This window comes from Pseudoduganella sp. GW821-FHT12E03 (genome assembly GCF_058807115.1).
The window spans coordinates 351,602-373,132 of the sequence record NZ_JBXAQJ010000001.1; the positions used below are offsets into that span (position 1 = coordinate 351,602).

Here is a 21,531-nt window from a genome sequence, read left to right on the forward strand (position 1 = left end):
CATGTACGAATCCCATTTTGGCTTGCGTGAAGTCCCGTTTTCCATTACGCCGGACACCAGCTATTTCTTCACCAGCCCGCACTCGCAGGAAGCGTTGAATACCCTGCTGGTGGCGGCGCGCACCGGCGAAGGCTTTATCAAGATTACCGGCGAAGTCGGCACCGGCAAGACCCTGCTGTGCCGTAAGTTCCTGTCCACCCTGGGCGAGGAATTCGTCACCGCGTATATCCCGAATCCTTACCTCGAACCGCGCACCCTGATGCTGGCGCTGGCCGATGAACTGGAACTGACCCTGGCGCGCGACGTCGACCAGCACCAGATGCTGAAGTCGATCACCTTCCGCCTGCTGGAGCTGGCGGCGCAGGGCAAGCAGGTGCTGCTGTGCCTGGATGAAGCGCAGGCGATCCCGATTGAAAGCCTGGAAGCGCTGCGCCTGCTGACCAACCTGGAAACGGAAAAGCGCAAGCTGCTGCAAATCGTCTTGTTTGGCCAGCCGGAATTGAACGCGCACCTGGAAAGCCCGGTGATCCGGCAACTGGCGCAACGCATCACGTTCCACTACCACCTGGGCGCCTTGTCGCGCGACGACCTTGATTACTACCTGGCGCACCGCCTGCGGGTGGCGGGTTATGGGGGCGGCCGCCTGTTTTCAGTGGCGGCGGTGCGCAAGCTGTTCGCGGCGACCGGCGGTATTCCGCGCTTGGTCAACATCATTGCGCACAAGTCGCTGATGCTGGCCTATGGCGAAGGACGCCAGCAAGTGGACAAGCAGCATGTGCAGGCCGCGGCGTCAGATACCGTGGGCGGACGGCGCGGCGCGCGCTGGCCGTGGATTGCGGCGCTTGCCGCTGGATTGCTGGCGGCGGGCGGCGGCCTGGCGTGGGCGCTTGTGAAGTGAACGGCGGTCTATGAGTCTGATTAACAAGATGCTGCAAGACCTCGATGCGCGGGGGGGCGCCGGGACCAAAGCCGGCGGCGAATCGGTGCGTTCGGTGACGGCGCCGGGTGCGCGCACGCCGGCCATGCTGGCGGTGCGTACCGGTGTGGCGCTGGTCGCGCTGGCGCTGGCTGGATGGTATGGCTGGACCGAGATGCGCAAGCCGGCCTTCAAGCCGCCCAAGGTGCTTGAACCCGCCAGCGTGGTGGCGACGCCGGCGGCGCTTGGCAATGGCGCTTCCGCTGCGGCTGCGGCACAGCGGGCTGGGTCGTCGCCGGCACCGGCGCTGGCAAACACGCCGGCCTCGGTATCGGCGGGAGCATCGGCGCCAGTGGACGCCGCGGCGGATTCCGTGAGCGCGGCGCAGCAGGCAAGCCGCGCTGCCCGGGCCGAACGGATCGAAGCGCGCCGCAGGCAGGAAACGGCGCCGGAACAGAAGCCGGGGCAGGCATTGACAGCTGGCCAGCAGGCCGACCTGGCCAAACAACTGGCTGAAGCCAAACGCAAGGCCAGCGAAGCGCGGGCCGATGCGAAGGCGCTGGCGGCAGCCCATGCGGGTACGGACAAGAGTGGCGGGAAAGGCGCAGGGAAGGCCGCTGACAGGGCCGTTGATAAGGGCGCCGATAACGGTGCGGAAAGCGGCGCTGCAACGTTGGCGGCGCCATCGGCTGCAACGGCGAAAGCCTCGACTACCGCGCGCAGCCAGCCGCGCGTGGCCGCCAAAGCCGCGCCGGCGCGAGAAGCCGAAGTTTCCGGCGTCACCGTGACATCGCAGCAGCAGGGCGAAAATGCCTACAAGCGCGCGCTGGCGGCCTTGCAGGAAGGGCGGGTGCAGGAAGCGTTGTCCAACCTGGAACAGGCGGTGTTCGCTTATCCGCGCCATGACGCGGCGCGCCAGGCGCTGGTGGGTTTGCTGCTCGAGGCGCGCCGCCATGATGAAGCGATGCGCCACCTGCAACTGGGGCTGGGACTTGATCCGAAGCAGCAGCAGATGGCCATGCTGCTGGCGCGCCTGCAAATCGAGCGGGGCGGACCGGCGGTGGAAACCCTGACGCGCACGCTGCCCTACGCGGGCAACAACCCGGATTACCTGGCGTTCCTGGCTGGCGCCTTGCAAAAAGGCCAGCGCCACAAGGAAGCCGTGGAACAGTACCAGGCTGCGCTGCGCCTGATGCCGCAAAACGGCGTGTGGTGGATGGGGATGGGGATTTCGCTGCAGGCCGACAAGCGCCATGCCGAAGCGGTGGACGCCTACCACCGCGCCAAGGCCAGTGGCAGCTTGTCGCCGGAGCTGGCGTCGTTTGTGGAGCGCAAGCTGGCGCAAATGCCGCGATAGCGGGCAAGGTGGTTTACCCCGGGATGCATTTGATGATGCGGCCCGGTCGTTACAAGCTTGCCTGCTCGCCCCAGATCTGTTTCATTGAAAAGCGCACGTCGGCCTGGTCTTCGCTCAGCGCTTCGCTGATCGCGCATTCCGGTTCATCGGACTTGCGCAACACCTGGATGATGCCCGACGCGTCGCGCAGCGGCTTGCCGGCCGCGTCGCGCAGGCATTGCACCTGCACTTCGCCATTGCCGTTGCGCAGCGTGACCACGCCGATTTCCGCATTTTGCAGCCGCACCAGCGTCCCGGGCGGGAACTTGCCCAGGCGGTTGGAAAATTGCGTGCACAGCGCCTTGTCGCCAAACTTGGTTTCATCATCGATCATGCTGGCCAGGGCTTTGTCCGGCAACACGGAGCAGCGGTAATTGCGGGCCGAGACCTGGGCGCAATAGCGGTCCGCCAGGCTGATCAGGCGGGCATTTTGCTGGATTTCCACACCGGAGCAACCCACCGGATAACCGCTGCCGTCATCGTTTTCGTGGTGCTGCAGCACGCATGCGATCCAGTCTTCATCACTGACGCCCGCGTCGCGCAGCAGATCCACGCTTTCCAGCGGGTGGCGGCGCACGATCGACATTTCTTCGCTGGTCAGCGCCGACGATTTATGGAAGGTGTTCTGGTAGCGCAGCATGCCGACATTCATCGTCAGCGACGCGGCGGTGATGGTCAGCATCTCGCCTTCGGTCTTGCGCAAGCCTTGCGCCACCACGATGGCGACAATCGCGGTCTCGATGCAGTGACGCACCGCGTACGTGCCGTTGATCTGGTTCAGGAAGATGCAGGCCAGTGCGATATCGGGATTGAGTTCGACGGCGCGGATCACGTCGCGCGCGATGGCGCGTAATTCGCTTTCCGCGTTGCGCTCACTGCGCAAATCCGCCAGCAGTTTTTCCAGCCGGCGGTTCGCCGCATTCAATTCATGCAGCACGGAAGGCGCCGCAGTGTGCGGCGCGGGGGCATCGCCCATGACAAGGTCTTTCAGGCTACTGACATACTGATTCATGATCATCCCCAACCACCGGGCGCCTCGTGGATCACGGGCGCTTTTTATATGCGCGCCAGCCGTTCGAGTGCGAGGGCCAGCGTGTCATCTTTTTTAGCAAAACAGAACCGGACGATGCCCGATTCCGTGCCTTGCCGGTAAAACGCGGACACGGGGATAGCGGCCACTTTGACTTCCGTAGTCAGCCATTCGGCGAATGTTGCTTCGCGCATGTCCGATATCCCATCATAACGCACGCACTGGAAATAAGTCCCGTCCGCCGGCAATAAGGTGAAGCGGCTGCCCTGTAAACCGTTGCGGAAAAGGTCACGCTTGCGCTGGTAAAACGCCGGCAGCTCCAGGTATGGCGCCGGATCGGCCATATAGGAGGCGATCCCGTGCTGCATCGGCGTATTCACGGAGAACACGTTGTACTGGTGCACCTTGCGGAACTCCACCATCAGCGCGGCGGGCGCGGCCACATAGCCGATTTTCCAGCCCGTCACGTGATACGTTTTGCCGAAGCTGGAGACCACGAAGGCGCGCGCGGCCAGTTCCGGGTGGCGGCTCACGGATTCATGGCGGGCGCCGTCGTACACCATGTGTTCATACACTTCATCCGACAAAATCAGCACGTTCGTGCCACGCACGATATCGGCCAGCGCCCGCATGTCCGGCTCGCGCAGCACGGCGCCGGTGGGATTGTGCGGCGTGTTAATCAGGATCATGCGGGTGTTTGCCGTCACGGCGGCCTGCACCTGGTCCCATGGCACGGCATACCCCTGTTCGCCCAGCGTCATCGAAACCCTGACCGGCACGCCGCCGGCCAGTTCGATGGCGGGCTGGTACGAATCGTACGCGGGTTCGATCACGATGACTTCGTCGCCCGGGTGGACCGCGCACAGGATGGCGGTGGTCAGGGCCTGGGTGGCGCCGCAGGTGACGGTGATTTCCGTGTCGGGGTGGTACTGGCAGCCATAGATGGCCGCGACCTTGCTGGCGATGGCGTGGCGCAGCACCGGCGCGCCGCTCATCATGGGGTATTGGTTGAAGCCGGCGCGCATGGCGTCCGACACCATGTCGGTCAGTTGCGGGGCGCACGCGAAGTCCGGGAAGCCCTGGCCCAGGTTGACCGCGCCATGTTCCTGCGCCAGCGCCGACATGCGGGTAAACACCGTGGTGCCGACGGCCGGCAGGCGGCTCGTCAGGGCAGGGGCGCCGGCGGCAATTTGCGCGGCGGCTTGGGCGGAAACCGGGGGAGTTTGGCGGCTGTTCATTGATCTGTGGTGAAAGATGCGTGAAGCTTATTTTAACGCACCAGACCCGCCGCCCCGCAAGGAAGTGTTGCTCTTATGCCTATTTTTCCAGAGCCTCGGCGTCAAGGCGCCAGGCGTCGGGCTGGATCACCTGGAACATGCCGGCTTTGACCAGTTTGCGCCCGAGTTTCAACAGGGCCTTGTCTTTGGTGATCAAGGTGTGGGCGCCGGCATCGCGCGCCAGTTCCAGGAATTTCTGGTCGTCGCGGTCGCTGCACACCGGCAGTCGGATGCCGGACACCGGCGGCGCCACGACTTTGATCAGGGCGTCGAAACGGGCCGCGCAAGCGGGGCGGGTGTCGTCGGTCAGCGGCAAATGGGGGTAATGCAGCACCACCAGGTATTCTTCGCGGCAATCGGCGCGGGTGATGGCTTCCACCGCGCCGGACTCCAGCGCGGCCAGCAATTCCGCCCGGCGCGGATCCTTGAACACGAATAAATCGAGGCAGACATTGGTATCGAGTACCAGGCGTTTGGGGGGCAGCGGTGTATCGGTTATCATGTCGCTTGTTTTTAAGTAAGTTTTTTGGATTGTATGCTGATAGTACTGTCGCCCGCAAAGAGCCTGGACCTGGACACCCCTCCGACCACCCGCCTGCGCACCGAACCCCAGTTCCTCGACCACTCTTCGCAATTGATTAGCCGCCTGCGCGAATTCGCGCCGGCCGAAATCGGCGAACTGATGGACATTTCCGACGCCTTGTCGGCCCTGAACGTGGCGCGCTATGCGTCATGGAGCACCGACACGTCGGAAGCCCGTCCCGCCGTCATGACCTTTAATGGCGACGTGTATGACGGCCTGGCCGCCCGCACCCTGACGCCGAAGCAGCTCGATTACACGCAGTCGCGCGTGCGCATCCTGTCCGGCCTGTACGGCATGCTGCGCCCGCTCGATGTGATCCACCCGCACCGCCTGGAAATGGGCACCCGCCTGTCCAATCCTCGCGGCAAGGATCTCTATGCGTTCTGGGGCGACACCATCACCGACGCGCTGAACCGCAGTGCGGATGAGCAGGGCGCCAGGGTGCTGGTCAACCTGGCGTCCGAGGAATACTTTAAATCGGTGCGCAAGGCGAAATTGAACGTGCCGGTGATCACGCCCGTGTTTGAAGACTGGAAAAACGGCAAATACAAGATCATTTCGTTTTATGCGAAACGTGCGCGCGGCTTGCTGGCCCGCTACGCCGCCGTCAACCACATCAACGATCCGCAGAAACTCAAGGCCTTCGATACCGATGGCTACGCCTTCGTGCCGGAAGCGTCCGATGACCGCAAATGGCTGTTCCGCCGTAAGCTGGCCGATGCCTGAACGACAAACGGACCGGTGAAAACCGGTCCGTTGCATGCATCAGGCAAGGCTGCAGGCGGCGATCAGCTCCAGAACTTCCACCAGGCTTTGTCCTTGGCCGCGTCGCCCTTGAGGAACTTGCTTTCAGGATAATTCTGCTTGAAGACCCGCATGGCGTCGTCGTGCAATTGCTTGTTGCCCATCTTGTCGTAGCCGCGGATCATGATGAACAGCGCTTCTTCGATCGAGGGCGAATCGCGGTAATCAGCCACCACGCCTTGGGCGCGGTTGATGGCGGCCAGGTAGGCGCCGCGGCGGTAGTAATAACGCGCCACGTGCACTTCGTACGACGCCATCGCATTGATCAGGTATTTCATGCGGTCCAGCGCGTCCGGCGTGTACTGGCTGTTCGGGTACTTTTCCACCAGCGCCTTGAACGCGGCAAACGCTTCGCGCGTGGCTTTCGGGTCGCGCTCGGTCGGATCCTGCTCGTAAATAAAGTTCAGGAAGCTGATCTGATCGTTGAAATTGATCAGGCCCCGCAGGTAATACATGTAGTCGACGTTGGCGTGGTTCGGGTGCAGCTTGATGAAACGTTCGACAGCGGCCAGTGCCTGAGCCTGGTCTTGTGCTTTATACTGCGCGTAGGCGATATTCATTTGCGCCTGCTGGGCGTAGGTACCGAACGGGTAGCTCGATTCCAGCCTTTCGAACAATTGGACAGCGCGCTCATAATGACCGCCGTTCAATTCCTCCATGGCCTCCGAGTATAATTTCGTCGCGGACCAGCCTTTGGTCTCATCTGCCTTTTCCGGCAGCAAACTACACGCGGATAAGCCAAGCAGTACTACCGTTGCTGCAATTACCGATAATTTTTTTTGCATGTTGTTTCGCAAGAACGTTTAACCAAATTTGATACAACTGGCTGATTATAGCCGATGGGAATGCTGTGACTTTAAACAATAACGAATTTGACGCCGACACCGATGACTTCCTGCCTGATGAAGAGGCCGGTGATCCGCTGGCGCCCATCGAGCTGCAGCTGGCGCCGGATGTCTGCGGCGAACGCCTGGACAAGGTGATCTCGAAACTGGTGCCGCAGTTTTCGCGCGGCCGCCTGCAAATGTGGATCGAGGAAGGCTTTGTCACGGTGGACGGCAAGAAAACCAAGACCCGCGCCACCGTGTACGGCGATGAAAAAGTCGTGATCCTGCCGCAACCCGACCAGGAATCGGAAGCCTTCAAGGCGGAAGCCATGGAGCTCAATATCGTGTTCGAAGACGACCATTTGATCGTCGTGAACAAGCCGGCCGGCCTGGTCGTGCACCCCGGTTCCGGCAACTGGTCCGGGACCTTGCTCAATGGCTTGCTGGAACATTGCCCGCAACTGCGCGGCGTGCCGCGCGCCGGCATCGTGCACCGCCTGGACAAGGATACCTCCGGCCTGATGGTGGTCGGCAAGACCCTGGCGGCGCAAACCGAGTTGGTGCGCCAGTTGCAGGCGCGCACCGTCAAGCGGGAATACTGGTGCCTGGTGTGGGGCACGCCGCAAACCACGTGCACCATCAACCTGTCGATGGGCCGCCATCCGCGCGACCGCGTGAAAATGGCGGTGTCGAACGCGATGGGCTCGAAACCGGCCATCACGCGCTACGAGCGGATCGAATCGGGCAAGCTGGAAGACCGTCCGGTCAGCCTGGTGCAGTGCCGTCTTGAAACCGGTCGCACCCACCAGATCCGCGTGCACATGGCGCACGTGGGCTTCCCGCTGATTGGCGACCAGGTCTATGGCAAGGCGCATTTGACGCACTTCTTCCCACGCCAGGCGCTGCAGGCGCGCCGCCTGGGCCTGATCCACCCGGCCACCGGCGAAGCCGTCGAATGGCGCGTGCCGCTGTCGGACGACTTCGCTGAATTGCTGGAAACCTGCGGCATTGAAAACCCGGGCCTGTCCGATGTGGGCGCGGAAGATGAGGAAGTTGCGTACGACTACGACTTCGGCGTGGACGATGACGACGATGAAGACGACGAACACGATGTTGAAATCATCCGCATGTGACGGCATGACCGGCCCTGGCTGGGCGCCGGCCGACTGGCCGGACCTGCCGGCCAGCGTCTGCGCGTTGATGACGATGCGCCGCGGCGGCGCCAGTCCCGCGCCGTATGACGACGGGCAGGGCGGTGGTGGCCTCAACCTGGGCACCCATGTCGGCGATGCACCACACCACGTGGCGGCCAACCGCAGCGCGCTGACGGCGGTGTTGCCGGAAGAGCCAGTCTGGATGAACCAGGTGCATGGCGTCGCGGTGGCCAAGGTCGACCGGGTCCGTCCCGGCGAAGTGCCGGAAGCCGATGCCGCCGTGGCGCGCCGCCCCGGCGCCGTGTGCACGGTCATGACCGCCGATTGCCTGCCGGTGCTGTTCTGCAATACGGCCGGCACCATGGTCGGCGCGGCGCACGCGGGCTGGCGCGGGCTGGCGAGCGGGGTGCTGGAGCAGACCGTGCAAACCATGCGCGATGATGGCGCCGGCGAAGTGATGGCGTGGCTGGGCGTGGCGATCGGGCCCGCGAAATTCGAAGTGGGGGAGGAGGTACTGCAAGCGTTTGTGGCGCGCGCAGCCGATGCCGACATGGAAAAAACCCTGCGCGGCGCGTTCCGTCCCATCGCCGCCAAACCGGGCAAATACTTGGCCAACATCTATCAACTGGCGCGTTGCCTGCTGAATGCGGCCGGCGTGACGAAAATTTCTGGCGGGGAATATTGCACCGTGTCAAATTCCGGGCGCTTTTACTCCTACCGCCGCGATGGCGTCACTGGGCGGCAGGCCAGTTTGATCTGGATCAAAGCTGCGCGTTAATCCTTGTCAGTCGCCGGCTCAGTCCGGCGATTTTCCCTGTTCTGTTGTATGTTGCGACGCAACATTTTCCTGTATCATGGCAGCCTTGCGGCGCCGTCTTCTTCCTCCGCCCGTTATATAAATAAGTATTCCTAATGGCAAGACACAGTACATTAAAAACGTCATAATGCCCGCAACGACAGTAGGTTCGGTCAGCGCCATCAGCGCGACCACGTAGATCCAAGCAACAGCAATCAGCAGCATAAGCAGTCCCGGTTAAAACTTATCAGATTGGACTTAAACATGAAATTGCCTGATCCTCAAGCCTTTGCCAACGCCTGGATGTCGCAGTTCAGCGACCCCAATCAGTGGCAATCCTGGTTCAACATGGTGCCCGAAGTGCAGTCGCACCCAGTGACGGCGGTCCTGCGCGACGCGGGCGCCGCCATCAAGCCTGAAGTGATCGAGCAACTGAAAAACGACTACATTGCCCAGTTTTCCACGCTGTGGCAGGACTTTATCGGAGGCAAATCTCCGGAAGTATCCGACCGCCGTTTTTCGTCGGCAGCCTGGCAAAGCAATCCGGTGACGGCATTCAATGCGGCATCATACCTGCTGAATGCGAAATTCCTCACCGCGATGGCGGAATCCATCGATGCCGCGCCGCAACAACAACAGCGGATCCGATTTGCGGTCCAGCAAGTTGTCGATGCCATGTCGCCGGCCAATTTCCTTGCCACGAATCCGGAAGCCCAGCAAAAGCTGGTGGAAACCAAGGGCGAAAGCCTGACCAAGGGCCTGGCCAATATGCTGGCCGACATGAACAAGGGCCACATTTCGCTGTCCGATGAATCGGCCTTTGAAGTGGGTAAAAACCTGGCCAATACGCCGGGCCAAGTGGTGTATGAAAATGACTTGTTCCAGCTGATCCAGTACACGCCGACCACGGAAACCGTGCGCGAGCGTCCGCTGCTGCTGGTGCCGCCCTGCATCAACAAGTTTTACATCCTCGACTTGCAGCCGGAAAATTCGGTGGTGCGCTATGCGGTCGAGCAGGGCAATACCGTGTTTCTGGTGTCCTGGCGTAATCCGGACCAGTCGATGGCGAAAACCACGTGGGACGATTATGTCGAGCGCGGCGTCATTAACGCCACGCAACTGGTGCGGGAAATCTCCGGCCAGGACAAGTTGAACATGCTGGGCTTCTGCGTCGGCGGCACCCTGCTGAGCACGTCGCTGGCCGTGATGGCGGCGCGCGGCGAGCATCCGGCTTCCAGCGTCACGTTGCTGACCACGTTCCTGGATTTCAGCGATACCGGCGTGCTGAGCGTGTTTGTCGACGAAACCCAGGTGGCGTTGCGTGAGCAGGCCCTGAAGGCCGGCGGACTGATGCCGGGCCGCGACCTGGCGACCACGTTCTCGAGCCTGCGTCCGAATGACCTGGTCTGGAATTACGTGCAGTCGAATTACTTGAAGGGCAATGAACCGCCACCGTTCGACTTGCTGTACTGGAATGCGGACGCCACGAATTTGCCGGGCCCGATGTTTTGCTGGTACCTGCGCAACACGTACCTGGAAAACAATTTGAAGCATCCCGGTAAATTGACGGTGGCGGGCGAGAAAGTCGACCTGTCGGCCATCGATGCGCCGGCCTTCATTTATGCGTCGCGTGAAGACCATATCGTGCCGTGGGCGGCCGCATATGGTTCGAATGACATCCTGAATCCGAACAAGCCGAAAAACAACCGCTTCATCCTGGGCGCGTCGGGCCATATCGCTGGGGTCATCAATCCGGCCTCGAAAAACAAGCGCAGCTACTGGACCAACGATGCCGCGCCAAAGAAAGGCGCCCAGCGCCCGGACGCGCAAGCGTGGTTTGACGGCGCCACCGAGCACAAAGGCAGCTGGTGGCCGCAGTGGGCCGCGTTCCTGGCGGAACACGGCGGCAAGGATGTGCCGGCGCCGAAAATGCATGGTAGTAAGAAATACTTGCCGATTGAAGCAGCGCCGGGCCGTTATGTGAAAGCCCGCGCCGACTGATCTTTCGATCTCAGCTGTTGCAATGCGATCCCTCTCGTATTGCTTCGCGAAAACCTATGCCCACTGTGTTTTTTTCACTCTATAATAGGCGCAAGAGGCAAACGTAAAAAAGCGGACCTTGGTCCGCTTTTTTTTTGAAAATAACCGTGCGCGCGCTGCGGCGCAAAAAATGGAACTTGTGATGAGTAGTGCTAAAAAAAACGCGGAACGCTTGATCAAGAAATACCCGAATCGCCGTTTATACGACACGCAAACCAGTTCCTACATCACGCTGACCGATGTGAAACAGCTTGTGCTCGACAATGAAGAATTCACGGTGGTCGACGCCAAATCCAACGAAGACCTGACCCGCAGCATCTTGCTGCAAATCATCCTCGAAGAAGAAGCCAGTGGCGTGCCGATGTTTTCCACCAGTGTGCTGGCGCAAATCATCCGTTATTATGGCCACGCCATGCAGGGGATGATGGGCTCCTACCTGGAAAAGAATGTCGAAGCGTTCACCGATATCCAGCGCAAATTCACCAGCGCCACGCTCGATGGCAAACCCTTCAGCCCGGAAATGTGGTCCCAGTTTATGAATGTGCAGGGGCCGATCATGCAAGGCATGATGAACAATTACATCGACCAGAGCAAATCCTTGTTCGTGCAAATGCAGGAGCAAATGCAAAACCAGAGCAAATCGCTGTTCGGCGCCTTCCCGTTCATGGCGCCGGTGGTGCCGCCAACCGACAAGAAATAAGCTGAAGCAGGATGTAAAAAAACCGGGTCGCCACCCGGTTTTTTTTATTGGAGCAGTGAAATCACCAGCGCCGGTGTCACATTACTCCTGCGCATCATCGCGGTACTCGATTGCAGCAGCATCAATTGCACGGTGGCATTCGCGGTTTCATCGGCGAAATCCGCATCCATATAGCGGCTTTCCGACACCATGCCATTTTCCACGGCGGTTTGCAGGTTATTGAAGGTGTGGTCGAGGCGGTTGATCAGCGCGCCGACTTCCGAGCGGGATTTCGCCACCAGGTTGATCGCCGTGTTAATGCGGCCCATCACGGCGTTCGCTCCACCCGAGCTGAGCAATTCAGCGCCGGTATCGGTCACGCGGGTTTCAATGATATTGCCCGGCAAAACCACCTGGTAGGGCACATTGATGCCGGACGTGTTGCGGGTCGCATCCAGCGCATTGTTGTACAGCGTTTCAAACTCGTATTCCGTGCTTTCCTCGGCCGTGGCGCCAAACTGGAAGCGGGTGATGAAGTCGTTGGCGGCTTTGCCGGCCAGCAGTCCATTATCACCGTACAGCAAGTCTTCCTTCACCAGGCGTTCGTTTTGCAGGCCCAGTTCATCGTATTCGAGTTGCATGGCGGCGCGGTCGGCGTCGGTATAGCTGCCATCGGCCGCCTGGGTGGCCAATTCCTGCATGCGGAACATGGAACGGTTTAAGCTTTCCAGCATGGAATCCATGGTCTGGAGCTTGGAAATACTGTTCTGGGTGTTGCGCATCGCAATTTTCATGCCGGTATTCTGGGCATGCAGGCGCGTGGCGATTTGCAGGCCGGCGGCATCGTCCTGGCCTGAATTGATCCGGTAACCGGTCGCGAGTCGCTCATTCGACACGCTCAGCGAACGCTGCGAGCGGCCGGCCGCGTTGATTGCGGCAAGCGAGGCGTGGTTTGTGTGCATGCTGAGCAAGGTACTTTTTCCCTTAGGAAAATCTTGACTTGGGATAATTGTACTACAGGCCACGCTTGCGCCCTGACGCATTTTCGCATCAGTCGCGGATTTTCAGGCGTTCCAAGCTATAGTCGAGCAAAAAGATGTGGCCGCTCTTTTCCTGCCATGACCTGTCTTACAACTGCATCGAACGCGGAATTCCGCATGTGTGACTTGTAGGAACATGCGCCAATGCTTCCGGTGGCTGCCGCACCGACAACCGACAATGGGATGACCAACACACGCCCTCCCTTCGTTACCGTCATCATGGCCCAAATTTCCCAAGTGCCCCGGCCAATCCAGGAGGAATTGCCTCGCCCTGAGGAATGAAGTGGGTCGTGGCACCCGGCATTTCGAAGCCTCCTTTTAAGGCAAATTTCGAAAAATAATACCCAGTGCCTGCTTGATACCGGTGTAGATGCTCCCACCCCTAACAATCCATCTCACAAGTCGGAATAGCGCGACGGCTAAGACTAAGATAGCCCCAATGACAAGCGTGAGGTCCCAAGTCACATTGATGAAATGCGTAGCTTTTACCATCGAAGGCTCCTAAAAAATTGTACCGACCTCCTTCAATATTTCCCACGAATGCTCAACCTTCTCGGCAGGTAGGTTTCATCGGATTGAACAGTCCCATCGGATCAATGGCATTGACTGGATTCCCCTCAACATAGGTGTAGGTGTTAATGCCACCCGCCAACCCAATCGGATCATTCTGCACATACCGCCCGTCTGCGGATCATAATCCCGGAAGTAGTTGTAATGAATATGGTAAGGCTCTTCATTGCAACTATCGGCTACTCAATCGGTACGAACAAACACCTCATCAACGACTAAAACTTTGTCGTCCTGCTTAAAACGTACATCTAAGATGTATAGGTTGCCAGAGCTAACTTTGAGGACATAAGTTACATAAAGTGCTTGACTATCGGTGAAAGATGGTGATCCCAAGGCATCAATGACTTCAGATTTGCTCATGCCATGGAGACGCTTCTGCTCAATCAAATCGCGAGCGAAAACGAATCTTTTTTCATCTGCTGTCGTAGTCCACTTCGCCTTGTCGAAAGGTACGCTCGGCCATGCCGCTGGATTTTCTCCACATCCCACCAACATCAAAAAAAGCAAGGATACGAAGGCAAAGTTGATCTTCATATAGTCCCTTTCATTTCCTGGGAGAGGGCGGAATCATTTGTGCGTCTCCTAGTCCCAATAAGCCGCCTGCACCATACCTTTCCATACAGCGCTGCGCGCTACTTTGGTTGTCATTCTGCTGCCCACATTCCCGCCTGACTGAGGTTCCTGTGCCGTAATCGTAGCGCTGGTCCAGTACTGCAGCGTTGGCGCCGCCTGTATGGGTTGCCGAAGTGATGCGGCTGACCTCGTCGTAATGTAAGGTGCGCACCACGCCGCCCTGTTGCGGATGTCCCAGAGGGAAGGTGGCCAGCCGTCCTTGTACGTCATAGCCGCGCTCATAAACATTCTGATTCGCGTCGGTACTGTTGCCCCATGTCCACCGATAAGCGGCACCAAACGGTTGATAGGCAATCTCCTTGAGCAGCGGTAAGGGGCCAGTCGTGCCCGGATAGGTCAACGTGACATCACCTGGCTGACCAGCGCTGTCGTAAGTTATGTCGATACGGGTTCCGCTCGGATACGTCATTGCCGTCATGTGGCCGGTGGCGGCACCGGAGTCGCCGTAGACGTAGGCATAGGTCAGATGGAAGCGCTTCTCCTGTGGTGCGCCGAGCCTTGTCATTCCGGTCTCCGATCAAAAAAATCGAAGTATCGGATAATCCACGGCGGAATCACAGATGGTGTGGCTGTACGCTTACGATGGGATCGTGGCCCGCTGCACCCAATTGGATCACTCTGCAATACGGTCTATGACTTTCCAAATTTTTCGGCGACAAACTTAAGAATCACAAGATAAATAATTGTAATCAGCAAAAAAAGCATCTCATCAGAGACTGCATTCTTTGCAGGGGCATACATCAAGCCTAGCAAGGTGATACCAATAATATAAATATGGATTCTCTGCATGTTATCGCTTGCATCCACATGAATCCGCTTCACCATTTGCAGCTTTACCGACCGCCTTGGCCGCTTGGAAAGCACCTTGTGCTGCCACAACACCTTTAATGCTGCTCTGGTGAGTAGCTATACGATTCGCAATCTTGGCGGCCAGATTAGCGGTATTTGTCGCCTGAGATGAAAGTTCTTTAATCGCATTGCCTGACTTCCAGGCTGTTTTTCCCACAGCCAACATTCCTGGTGCTAACGCACCCACCGCCGCAGATACACCTACATCCGCCCAATCATAGTTATGAATATCTAATACATCGCAATCATTACTATAGTTATTTAATGCCTGCATACCGATCTCGAACCCTGCACTGACCGGGCCGGATTTTCAGCACTGGCGCAATAACGAACTCGATTACGCGCGTGGTCGGAAGGAAGGCGATGAGAAGTGGTGATGGATGAAAAACCAGGATGGCGCTGGCTGCCCGGCCCGAATGCACGTGGCCGGGCAGCCATTGACCGTTACTCCTGATCGAGCAGCGTGTTGTAAATCACCGCGCCCAGCACCGCACCGACAATTGGCGCGACCCAGAACAGCCACAATTCACCCAGCGCGCCGGTCTGCGCGAACAGCGCGGGGCCGGTGCTGCGGGCCGGGTTGACGGAGGTGTTCGAGACCGGGATCGACACCAGGTGGATCAGGGTCAGGCACAAGCCGATCGCCATGCCGCCAAAGCCGCCGGCGGCACGCTTGGCGGTGGCGCCGAGGATCACGATCAGGAAGATGGCCGTCATGACGACTTCGCACACCAGTACCGACACCATGCTGAAGCCGCCGGGCGAATTGGCGCCATAGCCGTTCGAGGCGAAACCGCCGACGCCGGTGAAGCCGGCTTTGCCGGAGACGATCAGGAACAGCACGGCGGCCGCCGCGATTGCGCCCAGGACCTGGGAAATGATATAGCCAGGCAGTTCAGCGGCGGAAAAACGTTTACCGACCACCAGGCCGATCGAGACGGCGGGATTGAAGTGGCCGCCGGAAATCGGACCCAGCGCATAGGCGCCGGTCAGCACCGTCAGGCCGAACGCCAGCGACACCCCCAGCAGGCCGATGCCGACGTTGGGAAAACCCGCCGCCAGTACGGCACTGCCGCAGCCACCCAGCGTCAGCCAGAACGTGCCGAGGAATTCGGCTGACCATTTTTTGACATTGCTCATCATTGACTCTTTCGAAATAGTTACTTAACCAAAAATATACTGCTTTGGTTATATAACACATAAGTTTTACGAAATGCAATGATTGTCAGTTACATGGCTTAGTGTTCGAGTATCTCTGTACGCAGTAACTGCCCCTGCGCATCGAAGTAGATGTGTAGCATGTCGTAGTCAATGACGCTGTTGCACATGCCCAGCGTGTAACGATATTCGATTGCGCGCTCGCGAGTGTCCGGTTTGCCGAGGAGACGCTCCACCTCGGGAATGGACATGCCCCGGCGCAGCCAGCGCTTTTGAAGGTCTTCCGCCATGCCGCCTCGAAAACAGGTGTCAAAGCGGTCCCTGGAGACAGGTCGTGCCCATGCGGCTGCATCGAAGTCGTCGTTGAAGGGATTAATGAAAGTCAGGAAACCGTAAATCGCCAGTGCAAACGCGATGCATCGCAATGGTTTGATCGGGCCAAGACAAGCGAGGCGGTATTGAAGTCTCCGAGACCGGTCGCTCACGATTCGAAGCATTTCAACCGCGCCACGGATTCGCGCTCCATCGCTTCGACGGAAAACTCCCGGCAAATCGCAAGAATCGTCCCATGGCGCTGGTTCAACAGCCGGCGCGCCGCGCGTTGCGCCATTTCCTTGATCGGGGTATGGATGGTGGTCAGCGTCGGTGCCGTGAACGCGGTGGAATAGTCATCGTCGTAACCGGCGATCGATACCTGTTCCGGCACCCGCACGCCGGCCCGGTGCAGGCGCGGCAATCCTGCGCCTGCCAATTGCGTGACATCGTTCAGTGTTGCCACACGCACTCCTTTTCTTGACGAAACGTCATGGTAACACGGGGTAACCATGAAGCACGGAGGGGAATGCGCCTGAATACGCTATAATGGCCGATTCGCTCCAAATTTTCGATAGTGATTCCCCATGCACGAAATTTCCCGCATTACCAAGGACAAACAGGCTGCCGTCACCCCAACCGGCGCGGCGCCGAAAGTCGGATTCGTTTCGCTCGGTTGCCCGAAAGCGCTGGTCGATTCCGAACAGATCCTGACCCAGCTGCGCGCCGAGGGTTACGAGACCGCCAAATCCTATGACGGCGCCGACCTGGTGATCGTCAATACCTGCGGCTTCATCGACGCGGCCGTGCAGGAATCGCTGGACGCCATTGGCGAAGCCCTGGCGGAAAACGGTAAAGTCATTGTGACCGGTTGCCTGGGCGCGAAGAAAGATGGCGACGGCAATGACCTGATCAAATCGATCCACCCGAAAGTGCTGGCCGTGACCGGTCCACACGCGCTGGGCGAAGTGATGCAGGAAGTCCACCACCACTTGCCGAAACCGCACGAGCCGTTCATTGACTTGCTGCCGCCGCAGGGCGTCAAGCTGACGCCGAAACACTATGCGTACCTGAAGATTTCCGAAGGCTGCAACCATCGCTGCAGTTTCTGCATCATCCCGTCGATGCGCGGCGACCTGGTGTCGCGTCCGATCGCGGAACTGATGCTGGAAGCGGAAAACCTGTTCAAGTCGGGCGTCAAGGAATTGCTGGTGATTTCGCAGGATACGTCGGCTTACGGCGTGGACGTGAAATTCCGCTCCGGTTTCTGGAACGGCCGCCCGATCAAGACCCATATGACGCAACTGGCCGAAGCGCTGTCGCAACTGGCCAAGCAGTATGGCGCCTGGGTGCGCATGCACTATGTTTATCCTTACCCGCACGTGGACCAGGTGATCCCGTTCATGGGTGAAAACCTGTTGCCGTACCTGGATATCCCGCTGCAGCACGCGCACCCGGATGTCTTGAAACGCATGAAGCGTCCGGCCAGCGGCGAGAAAAACCTGGACCGCATCCAGGCCTGGCGCGCGATGAACCCGGACTTGACGATCCGTTCGACCTTCATCGCCGGCTTCCCGGGCGAGACCGAAGCGGAATTCGAATACCTGCTGGACTTCCTCAAGGAAGCGCAAATCGACCGCCTCGGCTGCTTCGCCTATTCGCCGGTGGAAGGCGCCACCGCCAATGAGCTGGCCAATCCGGTGCCGGAAGAAGTGCGCGAAGAGCGCCGTGGCCGCGTGATGCTGCTGCAGGAAGAGATTTCCCGCAAGCGCCTGCAGGCCAAGGTCGGCAAGACCGTGCGCGTGCTGATCGATGAATTGACGCCGAGCGGCGCCAAGGGCCGTTCCGCCGCGGACGCGCCGGAAATCGACGGCATTGTCTACGTGAAGAAACCGTTCGAGCCGCACAAGAAACTGGTGGTCGGCCAGTTCGTGGATGTGGAAATTACCCGCGCGGACGCACATGATCTGTGGGGCGAAGCATAAGCTTGCTTAAATCGCAGTAAAATCAAGGCGGAACCGCATCAGCGTTTCCGCCTTTTTTGATTCTGAGCCATGACCGACAAAAAATCCCTGCAAACGTCCCTGATCCACACCGACTATGAAGCCCCGTCGGGCTTCGATGCCTTCCCGACACCGATCCATCATGCGTCGACCGTGCTGTTCAAGAATGTGGCGGCGCTGCGTTCGGGCGAGTGGAAGGAAAAGAACGCGTACACCTACGGTTTGCACGGCACGCCGACCACGTTCACGCTGGAAGCGCGGCTGGCGGACCTGGAAGGGGGCTTGTATTGCCTGCTGGCGCCGAGTGGCCTGGCGGCGATCGCCATGGTTGATTTCGCGCTGCTGAAAAGCGGCGACGACGTGCTGTTGCCCGAGAACGTCTATAACCCGAACCGCGAACTCGGGCGGTGGCTGGCGGACTTCGGGGTCACGGCGCGCTATTACGATCCGCTGGTGGGGGCGGGTATTGCCGAACTGATCCAGCCGAACACCAAACTCATCTGGACTGAGGCGCCCGGTTCCGTGTCGATGGAAGTACCGGATTTGCCGGCGATTTGCGCGGCGGCCCATGCCAAAGGCGCGCTGGTGGCGCTCGATAACACCTGGTCGGCCGGGCTGGCGCTGCGCGCGTTCGACATGGGTGTCGACATCGTCATGCAGGCGCTGACCAAATACCAGTCGGGTGGTTCCGATGTGCTGATGGGGGCGGTGATTACCCGCGACCGGGCCATCCAGGACCGCATCGCCATGGCGCACATGCGGCTGGGGATGGGGGTGGGCGCTGACGATACTTACCTGGTGTTGCGCGGCTTGCCCACGATGAAGCTGCGCTTCGAAGCGCATGACCGGGGCGCGCGCAAAGTGGCTGCCTGGCTGAAAACACGGCCGGAAATCAACCGCGTACTGCATCCGGCATTCGAGGATTGCCCGGGCCACGCTACGTGGAAACGCGATTTCACCGGCGCCGGCGGCTTGTTTTCCGTGCTGTTCGATCCCCGCTATACGGAACAGCAGACCGACCGCTTTGTCGATGAGCTGAAACTGTTCGGCATCGGTTACAGCTGGGGCGGCGCCAACAGCCTGGCGGTGCCATACCGTATCCAGGCCATGCGCCGCCAGTGGCAGCATGGCGGCGTGCTGGTGCGGTTTAATATCGGGCTGGAAGAGCCTGACGACTTGATTGCCGATATCGCGCAGGCGCTCGGGAAGATGTGATTAATTGCAGGTGATGGTGGGCTGCAATTCCATCGGGTTGCTGTCCGTGCCTTTGCCTTGGCGTTCCACGGTTTCCCGTTTCACCACACATTGCGTCAGGCGTGGATCGAGCTTGCGCGCCAGCACCACGGTGGTGTTGCTGTAGGTGCATCCCACCCACGCTTCGCCGTTTTTACTGTCAGGCAGGCGCCAGCGCGGGTCGTCGCCGGCATGCTCTTCCGGTTGCAGGCGGCGGTCATCGGCCGGATTGCCCATGTAGAGTTGGGTTTGCGCCAGCCGGAATTCAGCGGCGCCGCCGACCGGTTCCCATCCCTCGGCCGTGGTGACGGCGGTCGAGGCCAGAATGGTGGCGGGGCAAATGATCTCATCCGCCCCGGCGGCGCTGGCAGGCTGGCTGAGCGCCAGGGTGGTCAATGCGGTCAATAAGGTGATGTTGAATGAGGTACCCATGGTGCCCTCCGTCCTTCAATAGAGTGCTGTTCCCGCCCGCCTGGCATCGCGGAATGCCTGCCAGTCCAGCTCCACTTGCACAGAGTAGCCGTAAGCAAAGGATACTAGTTCCTGCTGGAAACTGCTACTGCTTCCAAGTAATTCCGTAATGTGCTTGTCGATGCTGTACCGGCACACGTCATTGTCGAAATCCTGATCGGCCAGCGCATGGGCCGAAGCCAGTCCCATGCCAAGATAGCGCGCCGCGGTTTCCAGCTTGCCGGCCGTGGATAAATCCTGCGGATCGAAGTCGCGTTCGCTGCCGTGCTTTTCGTGCACGTAGCAATGCATGCCTTCGACCATGGTCCAGCCATTCATCGGGTCCGGATGCACCTGGTGCGCGCGCTGGGTACGGGCCTGGCGGCAGCCCTCGTGGCCGCCATAGGTTTCCGGCGGCATCATCGGTCCGCCCGCGCCACGGACAGCGCTGGGCATCGCCTGCTTGACTTCCAGCAGCACCTGGTCGTCATTGCCTTGCAACAGCAGGTACCAGCGCATTTTGCCAAGGCTGCCCATGCCGGCGCCCAGCCGCTGGCGCACATCGAGCACGTTGTAGAACGCGGGACCCTGGCGGACCGCGGGCGGGATCGATGCCGCGTAATTGTCCATTGCCGCCAGCAGGGCGCCGCGCGTGCCGCTGGCCACCGGCGCCAGGTCTTCGTGGGCGGCCACAAAGTGCCGCAAGCCCCCTTCGCTGCGTTCGGTATATTTATCCAGCAGGCGCGTACTGTCCGCCTGTGCGGCGCGGCGGATCGTGTCCTGGACGACGCCACTGGTGTTGTCCTCGGTCAGGCGGAAGCGCAGTTCACTGGAATTGCCCCGGAACGCCGCCATGCGGTCTTCATAAGCGCCGGCCAGCGCCTGGATCGCGCTGGTGATGCCGCCATCGGTCAGATGGTTTTGGCGGCCCAGCAACACCATGCTGGCGGCCAGGCGGCGCAAGTCCCACAGGTATTGGCCGAGATAGCCTTCATCGAAATCCGCGATGCCGAATACGGCGGTGCCGGTGCTGTCGCGGCGGGCGCCAAAGTTGCCGATGTGGGCGTCGCCGGTCAGCCAGGTATAGCCGGTTTGTTCCGTCGTGAATGCCGACGGGTGGGTTGCCATGTCCAGGTAAAACAAATGGGCCGTGGCGCGGAAAAATGGAAACGCCGACGAGGCGTTGGCCATTTTTTCCATGCGGACTTTCAGGTCGGCACGGTTATGCGCGGCAAATTGATGATGATGCGCATACAGTTGGCCAGCTACCCAGCTGGGACGCGACCTGGCCACAAAACTCGGGACGGGATTGACCATGTTCACTTCTCCTCCGGTGATGCACTGGTGCCAGCGTATGCAATTTCCAACTGGAAATATTATCTTCGATCAAGCTTCATGGCATCGGGCGGTTTTCATTCAAGTCCACCAGGCCTTTGATCAAGCGGTACGCCTTCCACAGCCAAGCGCCGCCCCAGACCAGGAAGGCCAGTGGAATGCCGATGATGGTCAGCCACAGCGCGCCGCCAATAAACATCCAGATCAGATACCACCAGAACGAGCGGATTTGCCAGCTGTGATGGCTGTGCACAAAGGTGCCCGCGGTTTCAGGGCGTTTCACATAATTGACGATCAACGGAATGAAGGAAAACAAGCCCAGTGAAAGCACAAAGCTCACCGCGTGGACGATATACAGCCACCATGCGGTGTTTTTCTCGGACGCCACCTGGCTGTCCAGGACTAGATTCGAAGCCATTTCCATCTCCCATAGTGCGAAGCAATTC

Annotated in this window: 25 protein-coding genes; 9 read left to right on the forward strand and 16 right to left on the reverse strand. The window is 59.7% G+C overall.

Annotated elements, in window-relative coordinates; genetic code table 11:
- Position 1 precedes the first annotated feature (1 nt).
- On the forward strand, positions 2-898 hold the full coding sequence (locus AC1RRC_RS01380) for an ExeA family protein (protein WP_493053451.1): 897 nt from the start codon (positions 2-4) through the stop codon (positions 896-898).
- 10 nt (positions 899-908) lie between these two features.
- Positions 909-2,273, forward strand: coding sequence for a tetratricopeptide repeat protein (locus AC1RRC_RS01385; protein ID WP_493053452.1), 1,365 nt, complete (start codon positions 909-911; stop codon positions 2,271-2,273).
- A 49-nt stretch (positions 2,274-2,322) separates the two neighbouring features.
- Here AC1RRC_RS01385 and AC1RRC_RS01390 read toward each other — a convergent pair whose 3' ends face one another.
- The 3 genes from AC1RRC_RS01390 to AC1RRC_RS01400 all read right to left on the reverse strand — a co-directional run bounded on the left by AC1RRC_RS01390 (position 2,323) and on the right by AC1RRC_RS01400 (position 5,121).
- Complete coding sequence (locus AC1RRC_RS01390) at positions 2,323-3,324, reverse strand: HD-GYP domain-containing protein (protein ID WP_493053453.1); 1,002 nt, start codon at positions 3,322-3,324, stop codon at positions 2,323-2,325.
- 44 nt (positions 3,325-3,368) lie between these two features.
- Positions 3,369-4,580 (reverse strand): pyridoxal phosphate-dependent aminotransferase, encoded by a 1,212-nt coding sequence (locus AC1RRC_RS01395; RefSeq protein ID WP_493053454.1) that lies wholly within the window; start codon positions 4,578-4,580, stop codon positions 3,369-3,371.
- Positions 4,581-4,659: 79 nt separating this feature from the next.
- Entirely contained in the window at positions 4,660-5,121 is a 462-nt protein-coding gene (locus tag AC1RRC_RS01400) for a putative toxin-antitoxin system toxin component, PIN family (RefSeq protein WP_493053455.1), read from the reverse strand.
- Between the two features lie 33 nt (positions 5,122-5,154).
- Here AC1RRC_RS01400 and yaaA point away from each other — a divergent pair, with 33 nt between their 5' ends.
- Positions 5,155-5,928: a peroxide stress protein YaaA gene (gene yaaA / locus AC1RRC_RS01405; protein ID WP_493053456.1), complete on the forward strand. Its 774-nt coding sequence runs from the start codon at positions 5,155-5,157 to the stop codon at positions 5,926-5,928.
- Between the two features lie 62 nt (positions 5,929-5,990).
- On the opposite strand, the gene AC1RRC_RS01410 is transcribed toward yaaA, so the two are convergent.
- On the reverse strand, positions 5,991-6,791 hold the full coding sequence (locus tag AC1RRC_RS01410) for an outer membrane protein assembly factor BamD (RefSeq protein ID WP_493053457.1): 801 nt from the start codon (positions 6,789-6,791) through the stop codon (positions 5,991-5,993).
- 65 nt (positions 6,792-6,856) lie between these two features.
- Between AC1RRC_RS01410 and AC1RRC_RS01415 the strand changes: the two genes are divergently transcribed.
- Both AC1RRC_RS01415 and pgeF read left to right on the forward strand, forming a co-directional pair.
- Positions 6,857-7,966, forward strand: coding sequence for an RluA family pseudouridine synthase (locus AC1RRC_RS01415; RefSeq protein WP_493053458.1), 1,110 nt, complete (start codon positions 6,857-6,859; stop codon positions 7,964-7,966).
- A complete protein-coding gene (gene pgeF, locus AC1RRC_RS01420) occupies positions 7,944-8,765 on the forward strand; it encodes a peptidoglycan editing factor PgeF (RefSeq protein ID WP_493053459.1) in 822 nt (273 codons plus the stop codon). Before AC1RRC_RS01415 ends, pgeF begins: the two co-directional genes overlap by 23 nt.
- A gap of 18 nt (positions 8,766-8,783) precedes the next feature.
- Here pgeF and AC1RRC_RS01425 read toward each other — a convergent pair whose 3' ends face one another.
- The gene (locus AC1RRC_RS01425; protein WP_493053460.1) at positions 8,784-9,008 is read right to left on the reverse strand and encodes a hypothetical protein; all 225 of its coding nucleotides are present in this window, start codon (positions 9,006-9,008) and stop codon (positions 8,784-8,786) included.
- Positions 9,009-9,047: 39 nt separating this feature from the next.
- On the opposite strand from AC1RRC_RS01425, the gene phaC reads away from it, so the two are divergent.
- Both phaC and phaR read left to right on the forward strand, forming a co-directional pair.
- A complete protein-coding gene (gene phaC, locus AC1RRC_RS01430) occupies positions 9,048-10,784 on the forward strand; it encodes a class I poly(R)-hydroxyalkanoic acid synthase (protein WP_493053461.1) in 1,737 nt (578 codons plus the stop codon).
- Between the two features lie 181 nt (positions 10,785-10,965).
- The gene (gene phaR, locus AC1RRC_RS01435) at positions 10,966-11,523 is read left to right on the forward strand and encodes a polyhydroxyalkanoate synthesis repressor PhaR (RefSeq protein ID WP_493053462.1); all 558 of its coding nucleotides are present in this window, start codon (positions 10,966-10,968) and stop codon (positions 11,521-11,523) included.
- A gap of 44 nt (positions 11,524-11,567) precedes the next feature.
- Here the strand turns inward: phaR and AC1RRC_RS01440 are convergent, their stop codons facing one another.
- The 8 genes from AC1RRC_RS01440 to AC1RRC_RS01475 form a co-directional block, all read right to left on the reverse strand.
- Positions 11,568-12,464 (reverse strand): flagellin N-terminal helical domain-containing protein, encoded by an 897-nt coding sequence (locus AC1RRC_RS01440; protein WP_493053463.1) that lies wholly within the window; start codon positions 12,462-12,464, stop codon positions 11,568-11,570.
- Positions 12,465-13,086: 622 nt separating this feature from the next.
- Entirely contained in the window at positions 13,087-13,215 is a 129-nt protein-coding gene (locus AC1RRC_RS01445) for an RHS repeat-associated core domain-containing protein (protein ID WP_493053464.1), read from the reverse strand.
- An 80-nt stretch (positions 13,216-13,295) separates the two neighbouring features.
- Positions 13,296-13,646, reverse strand: a complete 351-nt coding sequence (locus AC1RRC_RS01450; RefSeq protein ID WP_493053465.1) for a hypothetical protein — start codon at positions 13,644-13,646, stop codon at positions 13,296-13,298.
- A gap of 10 nt (positions 13,647-13,656) precedes the next feature.
- The gene (locus tag AC1RRC_RS01455) at positions 13,657-14,250 is read right to left on the reverse strand and encodes a hypothetical protein (protein ID WP_493053466.1); all 594 of its coding nucleotides are present in this window, start codon (positions 14,248-14,250) and stop codon (positions 13,657-13,659) included.
- A 285-nt stretch (positions 14,251-14,535) separates the two neighbouring features.
- Entirely contained in the window at positions 14,536-14,868 is a 333-nt protein-coding gene (locus AC1RRC_RS01460; protein ID WP_493053467.1) for a hypothetical protein, read from the reverse strand.
- Between the two features lie 170 nt (positions 14,869-15,038).
- Positions 15,039-15,737, reverse strand: a complete 699-nt coding sequence (gene aqpZ / locus AC1RRC_RS01465) for an aquaporin Z (RefSeq protein WP_493053468.1) — start codon at positions 15,735-15,737, stop codon at positions 15,039-15,041.
- Between the two features lie 95 nt (positions 15,738-15,832).
- A complete protein-coding gene (locus AC1RRC_RS01470; RefSeq protein WP_493053469.1) occupies positions 15,833-16,249 on the reverse strand; it encodes a hypothetical protein in 417 nt (138 codons plus the stop codon).
- Positions 16,234-16,530, reverse strand: a complete 297-nt coding sequence (locus AC1RRC_RS01475; RefSeq protein WP_493053470.1) for a substrate-binding domain-containing protein — start codon at positions 16,528-16,530, stop codon at positions 16,234-16,236. The genes AC1RRC_RS01470 and AC1RRC_RS01475 overlap by 16 nt, the downstream gene beginning before the upstream one ends.
- Positions 16,531-16,651: 121 nt before the next feature.
- Here AC1RRC_RS01475 and rimO point away from each other — a divergent pair, with 121 nt between their 5' ends.
- Both rimO and AC1RRC_RS01485 read left to right on the forward strand, forming a co-directional pair.
- On the forward strand, positions 16,652-18,049 hold the full coding sequence (rimO, locus tag AC1RRC_RS01480) for a 30S ribosomal protein S12 methylthiotransferase RimO (protein ID WP_493053471.1): 1,398 nt from the start codon (positions 16,652-16,654) through the stop codon (positions 18,047-18,049).
- A gap of 69 nt (positions 18,050-18,118) precedes the next feature.
- The gene (locus AC1RRC_RS01485; RefSeq protein WP_493053472.1) at positions 18,119-19,282 is read left to right on the forward strand and encodes a cystathionine beta-lyase; all 1,164 of its coding nucleotides are present in this window, start codon (positions 18,119-18,121) and stop codon (positions 19,280-19,282) included.
- On the opposite strand, the gene AC1RRC_RS01490 is transcribed toward AC1RRC_RS01485, so the two are convergent.
- The 3 genes from AC1RRC_RS01490 to AC1RRC_RS01500 all read right to left on the reverse strand — a co-directional run bounded on the left by AC1RRC_RS01490 (position 19,283) and on the right by AC1RRC_RS01500 (position 21,503).
- Positions 19,283-19,732, reverse strand: a complete 450-nt coding sequence (locus AC1RRC_RS01490; protein WP_493053473.1) for an STY0301 family protein — start codon at positions 19,730-19,732, stop codon at positions 19,283-19,285. It abuts the gene before it with no gap.
- Between the two features lie 15 nt (positions 19,733-19,747).
- Positions 19,748-21,067: a DUF2252 domain-containing protein gene (locus AC1RRC_RS01495; RefSeq protein ID WP_493053474.1), complete on the reverse strand. Its 1,320-nt coding sequence runs from the start codon at positions 21,065-21,067 to the stop codon at positions 19,748-19,750.
- 76 nt (positions 21,068-21,143) lie between these two features.
- Complete coding sequence (locus AC1RRC_RS01500; protein WP_493053475.1) at positions 21,144-21,503, reverse strand: DUF4870 family protein; 360 nt, start codon at positions 21,501-21,503, stop codon at positions 21,144-21,146.
- Positions 21,504-21,531 lie beyond the last annotated feature (28 nt).

Excerpts from the sequence above, each read along its gene's own strand:
- AC1RRC_RS01380 (WP_493053451.1), top strand. The coding sequence starts at position 2 with ATGTACGAATCCCATTTTGGCTTGCGTGAAGTCCCGTTTTCCATTACG.
- AC1RRC_RS01385 (WP_493053452.1), top strand. The coding sequence starts at position 909 with ATGAGTCTGATTAACAAGATGCTGCAAGACCTCGATGCGCGGGGGGGC.
- AC1RRC_RS01390 (WP_493053453.1), bottom strand. The coding sequence starts at position 3,324 with ATGAATCAGTATGTCAGTAGCCTGAAAGACCTTGTCATGGGCGATGCC.
- AC1RRC_RS01395 (WP_493053454.1), bottom strand. The coding sequence starts at position 4,580 with ATGAACAGCCGCCAAACTCCCCCGGTTTCCGCCCAAGCCGCCGCGCAA.
- AC1RRC_RS01400 (WP_493053455.1), bottom strand. The coding sequence starts at position 5,121 with ATGATAACCGATACACCGCTGCCCCCCAAACGCCTGGTACTCGATACC.
- yaaA (WP_493053456.1), top strand. The coding sequence starts at position 5,155 with ATGCTGATAGTACTGTCGCCCGCAAAGAGCCTGGACCTGGACACCCCT.
- AC1RRC_RS01410 (WP_493053457.1), bottom strand. The coding sequence starts at position 6,791 with ATGCAAAAAAAATTATCGGTAATTGCAGCAACGGTAGTACTGCTTGGC.
- pgeF (WP_493053459.1), top strand. The coding sequence starts at position 7,944 with ATGTTGAAATCATCCGCATGTGACGGCATGACCGGCCCTGGCTGGGCG.
- AC1RRC_RS01425 (WP_493053460.1), bottom strand. The coding sequence starts at position 9,008 with ATGCTGCTGATTGCTGTTGCTTGGATCTACGTGGTCGCGCTGATGGCG.
- phaC (WP_493053461.1), top strand. The coding sequence starts at position 9,048 with ATGAAATTGCCTGATCCTCAAGCCTTTGCCAACGCCTGGATGTCGCAG.
- phaR (WP_493053462.1), top strand. The coding sequence starts at position 10,966 with ATGAGTAGTGCTAAAAAAAACGCGGAACGCTTGATCAAGAAATACCCG.
- AC1RRC_RS01440 (WP_493053463.1), bottom strand. The coding sequence starts at position 12,464 with ATGCACACAAACCACGCCTCGCTTGCCGCAATCAACGCGGCCGGCCGC.
- AC1RRC_RS01450 (WP_493053465.1), bottom strand. The coding sequence starts at position 13,646 with ATGAAGATCAACTTTGCCTTCGTATCCTTGCTTTTTTTGATGTTGGTG.
- AC1RRC_RS01455 (WP_493053466.1), bottom strand. The coding sequence starts at position 14,250 with ATGACAAGGCTCGGCGCACCACAGGAGAAGCGCTTCCATCTGACCTAT.
- AC1RRC_RS01460 (WP_493053467.1), bottom strand. The coding sequence starts at position 14,868 with ATGCAGGCATTAAATAACTATAGTAATGATTGCGATGTATTAGATATT.
- aqpZ (WP_493053468.1), bottom strand. The coding sequence starts at position 15,737 with ATGATGAGCAATGTCAAAAAATGGTCAGCCGAATTCCTCGGCACGTTC.
- AC1RRC_RS01470 (WP_493053469.1), bottom strand. The coding sequence starts at position 16,249 with ATGCTTCGAATCGTGAGCGACCGGTCTCGGAGACTTCAATACCGCCTC.
- rimO (WP_493053471.1), top strand. The coding sequence starts at position 16,652 with ATGCACGAAATTTCCCGCATTACCAAGGACAAACAGGCTGCCGTCACC.
- AC1RRC_RS01485 (WP_493053472.1), top strand. The coding sequence starts at position 18,119 with ATGACCGACAAAAAATCCCTGCAAACGTCCCTGATCCACACCGACTAT.
- AC1RRC_RS01490 (WP_493053473.1), bottom strand. The coding sequence starts at position 19,732 with ATGGGTACCTCATTCAACATCACCTTATTGACCGCATTGACCACCCTG.
- AC1RRC_RS01495 (WP_493053474.1), bottom strand. The coding sequence starts at position 21,067 with ATGGTCAATCCCGTCCCGAGTTTTGTGGCCAGGTCGCGTCCCAGCTGG.
- AC1RRC_RS01500 (WP_493053475.1), bottom strand. The coding sequence starts at position 21,503 with ATGGCTTCGAATCTAGTCCTGGACAGCCAGGTGGCGTCCGAGAAAAAC.